This is a genomic window from Acinetobacter sp. UBA3461 (assembly GCF_002381195.1).
GTDB lineage: Bacteria > Pseudomonadota > Gammaproteobacteria > Pseudomonadales > Moraxellaceae > Acinetobacter > Acinetobacter schindleri.
Genome location: NZ_DFRO01000027.1, coordinates 265,512 through 271,713 on the forward strand (window position 1 = coordinate 265,512; position 6,202 = coordinate 271,713).

The window sequence follows — 6,202 nt, forward strand, 5'->3', positions numbered from 1 at the left end:
ATAAAAATTTATCAGAATGATAAAAATGTAATTGGGCTATATTTTAGATGAGAACGAGGTAAAAGAAAAATTAAACTGAGACTATTTGCTATGATTTTACACTTGCAAGTCCGCTAGAAAATGCTATGTTGATTAAAAGGAAAACATAGGTTCAGGAGCACAAATATGACAACATTAAAGTTTGATGCGACTCCTACGCCGAGCGAAGCCATTAATTTAGATGAAATTTCTGAAGATAAGATGAAGGAAGCCTGGAAGGCTTATGAGGCTAAGCCGGAGTATAAAGAGTTCAATAAACACGACATGATTGAGTCGATGCAGCATCCCGAGGACGAAGAAGCTCAGCACTAAAATATGTTTCGCATTCAAAAAAAGCACTCATCAATGAGTGCTTTTTTATTTGCAGAACTGAGAACAGTTCAGGCAGTTTTATTTGAGTAGTGGTGGAACCGCTTCATAGTTAATTTCTACACGACGGTTTTCTTTCCAGGCATTTTCGTCATGACCTGGATTCACTGGCATTTCTTTACCATAGCTCACCGCTTCAAGTTGACCTGCATTCACGCCAGTCGTTATCAAGAAGCTTTCTACCGCTTTGGCACGACGTTCACCAAGTGCCATGTTGTATTCACGTGTACCACGTTCATCAGTATGACCTGTCAAAGCAACACGTGAATTGGCATTTGCCATCAGGAATTGGGCGTGGGCTTGCAGGGTGAGAAGATCGTCATTTGACAATTCACTACTGTCATAGTCGAAGTGCACCACACGTTTTGCCAGGTAAGCTTTATTTTCAGCAGTGACACCTTTAGAAGATGCGCCAGCCATGCTTTGTGCATTTAGTGCAGCATCTTCGCTCAAACCTTGAGTGTCGACAGTTGTGGCTGAACCTGCGCCAAGTTCACCGGTTTGCGTTTGTGTTGCTGGTTTACGGCTGGCACAGCCAGTCATCACTAGTGCAGCAGCCAGTAATGGAAGTGCGAATAATTGTACTTTTTTCATCTTCATCTCCATGAAGTTTTGAGTATGTTGAAGTAATGGATTATTTAGGAGCCCAAGCTGGTTCACGAACTTCACCTTGTTCACTTGGCAGGTTCATACGGAAACGGCCATCAAGTGACATGATCGATAGCAGCCCACGTGAACCTTCACGTGTTGCATAGACTACCATCTGACCATTTGGTGAGAAGCTTGGTGATTCATCCAGACTGGTAGGCGTGAGGATATTATTCACACCTGAATTCAAGTCTTGAATGGCAACTTTGTAATTACTGCCACTTGGACGGTGAACCAATGCCAGTTTTTTACCATCTGCGCTTAAAGTACCGCGAGCATTGAAGGCACCACGGAAAGTAAGACGCTTGGTTGCACTGTTGGCAAAATCATAACGATAGATCTGTGGCGAACCGCCGCGGTCAGAGGTGAAAATAAAAGATTTGCCATCTGGTGCATAACGCGCCTCAGTATCAATCGCTGAGTCATTCGTCAGACGTTTTAACTGGCGAGTTTCCAGATTCATTTCATAGATTTCAGGATTGCCATGCATAGAAGCTGTAAATAGCATGCTCTTGCCATCTGGGGAAAAACTTGGCGCACCATTGAGACCACGGAAGCTGGCCAATTTTTCACGTTGACCAGTTGCCAGATTTTGTAGGTAAATTGCCGGGCGTTTGGTTTCAAATGAAACATAGGCAATCTTTTTCGCATCTGGTGTCCAAGCTGGGGACAGGATTGGATCACGTGAAGTCAGGATGGTTTTTGGTTGTTCACCATCGGTATCAGCAATCTGCAGGGTATAACGCTGATCAGGTGTCGCAGGATTGCGCAGTACATAAGCAATACGGCCGCTGAAATCGCCCGGAATACCGGTCAATGCCTGGAAAATGGCATCACTGATCATGTGAGCAGCTTGACGGGTGCGTGTAGCCGGTACTGTTAACAGTTCATTCAATAGATACTGTTTTTTCTCAATATCATAGAGCTGATATTGAATTTCATAAGAACCATCAGCATTGGTTTTGGATGAGCCTGTTACCACATAAGGTACACCTGCAGCCGCCCAGGCATCCGCATTCGGATTATTCAGGGTTGCTGTTGCCGGCAGGTTTTTTGAAGCACTAGTAAACTTGCCAGAACGGTTCAGGTCATTTTCTACAATCGGGTAGATACTCTGGTCCTGACTGAATGGCACGATCGCAATCTTTGGAGCTGCTTCAGGGGCCTTGGTAATTTCAAGATGCAGTTGCGCCTGTGATTGTGTTGCAGTCAGTGTACCCAGCGCAGCGAATATGGCAAGGCAGAGTAAGTGTTTGCGCGTTTTTTCCATCATTCGTTATTTACTCAAATCAACGGATTTATTGTGAATATGATTGCGTTACATCATCGCATGAATTTGGCTGAATGAAACCACTCAGCAATGATCAAACTGTTATAACACTGTGAAAAGTGAATATTATTTTGCCGCTTTTTGCTGAAGTTTAACTTAAAAAAATAAAAGCCATAACTGTTTTTCAGATTATGGCTTAAATTTTCATTGTGCAGTGAAGGTAGAGGTGAAACTCCGGGCTTCACGCCGTGCATCTGGATCTGATGGCATCGGGTAGGGTGCAGCAGCACGAACTGCGGCTTCTACACTGGCTTTCATGTCCGGATCGCTAGCATTCACGATCACAGAAACCACAGAACCGCTGTCACTCAGGGTAACGCGGGCAGTCGCTTTCTGACCGGAAGAACCAGTAGGCGTATCCCAGGCACGCTTGATCTTATTTTCAAAGTCGCGTTTTGCTGTAGAGGCAATCCGTTTTACTTCAGCTTTTTTCTGGGCAGCTTCTTCAGCAGCCTGTTTAGCAGCAGAAGCCTTTGCCTCAGCTTCAGCCTGTGCTTTAGCTTCGGCATCCGCTTTAGCTTTAGCATCTGCTTCGGCTTTGCGTTTGGCCTCAGCATCGGCTTTCGCTTTTGCAGCGGTATCCGATTTTTCCTTGGCAGCGGCATCTGCTTTGGCTTTCGCGGCAGCATCAGCCTTACGTTTTGCTTCGGCATCAGCTTTCGCTTTTGCATCAGCGGCAGCTTTATTTTTCGCAGCAGCATCGGCTTTTGCCTTAGCAGCAGCTTCAGCCTTGGCTTTCGCCTGTGCATCCGCTTGCTGTTTAGCTGCTAAGTCAGCTCGCTTTTGTGCTTCTAGTTTTGCTTTTTCTGCAGCAGCTGCTTTCTGCTGAGCTTGCTGTTCTGCACGGCGGGCAGCTTCTTGTTCAGCTTTTGATTTATTTGCAGAATCAGCTTTTGCTTTAGCAGCCGCTGCCTTGGCCTGTTCTGCAGCCTCAGCACGTTTTGCTGCTTCTGCTGCTTGTTGTTCAGTCTTGCGTTGTGCTGCTTCTGCGACTTTCGCTTCTTGTGCGGCCTTTTGAGTATCTACTTTTGGTGCCGGTGGCGTCACTGGAGGGGCAGCAGTTGGAATTACTGGGGCTGCTTCCGTAGGCTCAGCAGTCTGCGTGATCTGTTCTGCCACATTTTCATGGGCAGTTTCATCAAACTCGGTTTCTTCACGTGTGACCGGTTTTAGGTCTTCAGGATTTACCAGTACAGTTTTAATCTGTTTTGGCGGTTCCGGCGGTTTGCTCATCCCCAGATAAAGTAATCCCACCAAAGCGACTGTATGGACTCCGATCGTGAATCCAATCGCAAGCACTTTCTGCTTAGAGGGTGGCTTTTTGAAATCTTTCATAAATTACTTTATAGGGGCGGTAAGCAAGCCGACTTGTGCGAGACCGGCATCCTGTAGGGCAGACATGAGTTTCATGACTTCGCCATAAGGACGAGTCTCACTCCCATTAATCAAAACGCTAAGCTGTTTGTTCGCAGTCTGTGCTTCATTTTGTGCATGGGTCAGGACTGTTTTTAATTCATCGAGCGTTAACACATCATTTGCGTGATTTTTATCTTCTAATTTAATCGTACCATCTGCTTCTAAAGTCACGATGGCAGGGCGGTCCTCAGCTTGAATCGGATTGCTATTGGCTTGTGGCAAATCAACCTTAATACCGGTAGTAATCATAGGTGCCGTCACCATAAAAATCACCAGAAGCACCAACATCACGTCAATATAAGGCACGACGTTCATGTCACTTTTCAGTGGTTTTTTAATACGCTCAAAGCGTCCTGAACGTTGAATAGCCATTAGTCATTGTCCTGAGGCTGGCCAAGTGACTGACGTTGTAACAGGGCCACCATTTCTTCTGCGAACAGGGCACGATCAGAATAAACTGCTTCACCTTTAGCTGTGTAATGGTTGAATGCCAGGACTGCTGGAATGGCAGCAAATAAACCAATTGCAGTTGCAATTAAAGCTTCCGCAATGCCTGGCGCTACAGTTGCTAGCGTGACCTGATCCACATCTGCCAAACCAATGAAAGCATTCATGATGCCCCAGACTGTACCGAACAGACCGACATAAGGCGCAACTGAACCGATACTGGCCAAGGCACCTAAGCCATTTTCCAGGCTACCCTGATCGCGGCTTAAGCCCACGCGCAGAATACGTTCAGTGCCTTCAATCGACTGGGTGGTAGAGGCATTGCGTTTTTTCAGTTTAAGAAATTCACCCAAGCCCTGATAGAAAATATCTTCCAGACCAGTACGTTTAGAGTTCAGCTGAGCATTGTTATAAAGCGTATTCAGTTCAGCACCAGACCAGAAGATCTTCTGAAAATGTTCATCTTCTGCCTGTGCTTTTTTGTAGCCCATGTAAAGCTTGGCAATCAGATACCAGCTATACAGAGATGCCAGTAAAAGAGACAGCATAACCAGTTGTACGACAGGGCTTGCTTGTAAAATAAGATCTGATACTTGTAGGGATGATGCTAACTCGGTTGCCATAGTGTTTACATGTGCCAATTCATTTTTTTAATCTTGTTCCAATTCTTGTCGAATCAGGTCGCGTATTTCATCAGGTAGGCGACGTGGACGCATATCAGCGCCGATACAGGCCAGCTCTACCTCACCCGATGCAAGCATGATTTCACCACGATAAATATTTTGTTGCAATACAAAAGATGAAGCTTTAAGTGAAACGACACTTGCAGTGACGGTAATTAAGTCATCCATCATAATAGGACGTGAATATTTCACGTTAATTTTATGTACAACAAAATTGTAATCTTTTTGATGCCAGTAATGGCTAATACCTGATGCACGCAGCCATTCGGTACGTGTACGTTCCATAAAGCGAATATGATTGGCGTGATAGACAATGCCACCCGCATCTGTGTCTTCAATATAAACGCGGATATTGAATTCAAATTTATTCGCCATAATGCTTTTCCATTGGTTTTACATGCAGATTAATGCTGCTTTCTGCACCTAATTTTGAGCTTAGAATTTGCCAAAATCAGGCTACAAGTCAAGTGATATCAGGCTAGGCAGTTTAGCATACTGACTTTTTTGACCAATGGCACAAGATTTCAAAGACGTGAAAAATTTTACCTGTAGGGGCGGTATTAGAGAGACTGCTAGCGATAAGAACTAATCAATTAATTTTTAAACAGTCCTGCACTGAACTGGATGATTATCACGATCGCCTTTAAAGAAAATGGATTGCGTATCGCGGTTTATGGACAGTACATAACTTGGACTATTATGAGGGTAATCACGATCTACCCAGCGAATTTGAGGAAGTTGCAGTAGGGGTTGAGCGTTGACGTAAGTCACTGAAGCTTCACCATTCCAGCAGGCATTTTCGGCACAGATGGAGACATGTTTATGACGATTGACTGAGATTGTTAATTTATCTGGTGAAGAACTAGATGGGTTTTTAATACAATTTGGATGCGGACAAAGACTTTGCAAAATTGCATTATTGCACTCCCAGACATCTTGGGCAGAAGTCATTGCTGGATATAAAATAGCGCAGGTCGCCAATAAGAACACTTTCATGACTTAATCCTCATTGAATACTTTTTCATAGTTTTAGAATGCCTATACGCTGATTTTTATTTGTATTTTAAAAACTATGTATGGAAGAAAATTTAATCAGAATAGACAGTTTAAACTTTATATTTTTTCTAAAGAATTTTAATCACTTTTTATTTTAAGTGAGTATTGCTTCTCATTTTTTAATTTAAAAGGTTTATATAGACCTATCAATATCTTCAGAGAGAGGATTTGTAGCGAACAGTAAAGAGTAAGTATAATAGATCTCTTTCATAAA

General features: G+C 43.8%; 8 protein-coding genes. 1 reads left to right on the forward strand and 7 read right to left on the reverse strand.

The genetic code is table 11. The features are described from left to right. The first annotated feature begins 165 nt into the window (after positions 1-165). Positions 166-351: an NF038105 family protein gene (locus tag B3D47_RS08665; RefSeq protein ID WP_004815102.1), complete on the forward strand. Its 186-nt coding sequence runs from the start codon at positions 166-168 to the stop codon at positions 349-351. A gap of 78 nt (positions 352-429) precedes the next feature. Here B3D47_RS08665 and pal read toward each other — a convergent pair whose 3' ends face one another. The 7 genes from pal to B3D47_RS08700 all read right to left on the reverse strand — a co-directional run bounded on the left by pal (position 430) and on the right by B3D47_RS08700 (position 5,928). After that, positions 430-1,002 (reverse strand): peptidoglycan-associated lipoprotein Pal, encoded by a 573-nt coding sequence (gene pal / locus B3D47_RS08670; RefSeq protein WP_048882451.1) that lies wholly within the window; start codon positions 1,000-1,002, stop codon positions 430-432. A 40-nt stretch (positions 1,003-1,042) separates the two neighbouring features. After that, a complete protein-coding gene (gene tolB, locus B3D47_RS08675) occupies positions 1,043-2,326 on the reverse strand; it encodes a Tol-Pal system beta propeller repeat protein TolB (protein WP_008302437.1) in 1,284 nt (427 codons plus the stop codon). 204 nt (positions 2,327-2,530) lie between these two features. Continuing rightward, a complete protein-coding gene (gene tolA / locus B3D47_RS08680; RefSeq protein ID WP_286861411.1) occupies positions 2,531-3,721 on the reverse strand; it encodes a cell envelope integrity protein TolA in 1,191 nt (396 codons plus the stop codon). Between the two features lie 3 nt (positions 3,722-3,724). Then, positions 3,725-4,174, reverse strand: a complete 450-nt coding sequence (gene tolR, locus B3D47_RS08685; protein WP_286861414.1) for a protein TolR — start codon at positions 4,172-4,174, stop codon at positions 3,725-3,727. Then, entirely contained in the window at positions 4,174-4,872 is a 699-nt protein-coding gene (gene tolQ, locus B3D47_RS08690; protein ID WP_004815111.1) for a protein TolQ, read from the reverse strand. Before tolQ ends, tolR begins: the two co-directional genes overlap by 1 nt. A 27-nt stretch (positions 4,873-4,899) precedes the next feature. Further along, entirely contained in the window at positions 4,900-5,307 is a 408-nt protein-coding gene (gene ybgC, locus B3D47_RS08695; protein WP_004815113.1) for a tol-pal system-associated acyl-CoA thioesterase, read from the reverse strand. Positions 5,308-5,532: 225 nt separating this feature from the next. Next, on the reverse strand, positions 5,533-5,928 hold the full coding sequence (locus B3D47_RS08700) for a hypothetical protein (protein ID WP_286861417.1): 396 nt from the start codon (positions 5,926-5,928) through the stop codon (positions 5,533-5,535). Positions 5,929-6,202: the final 274 nt, after the last annotated feature.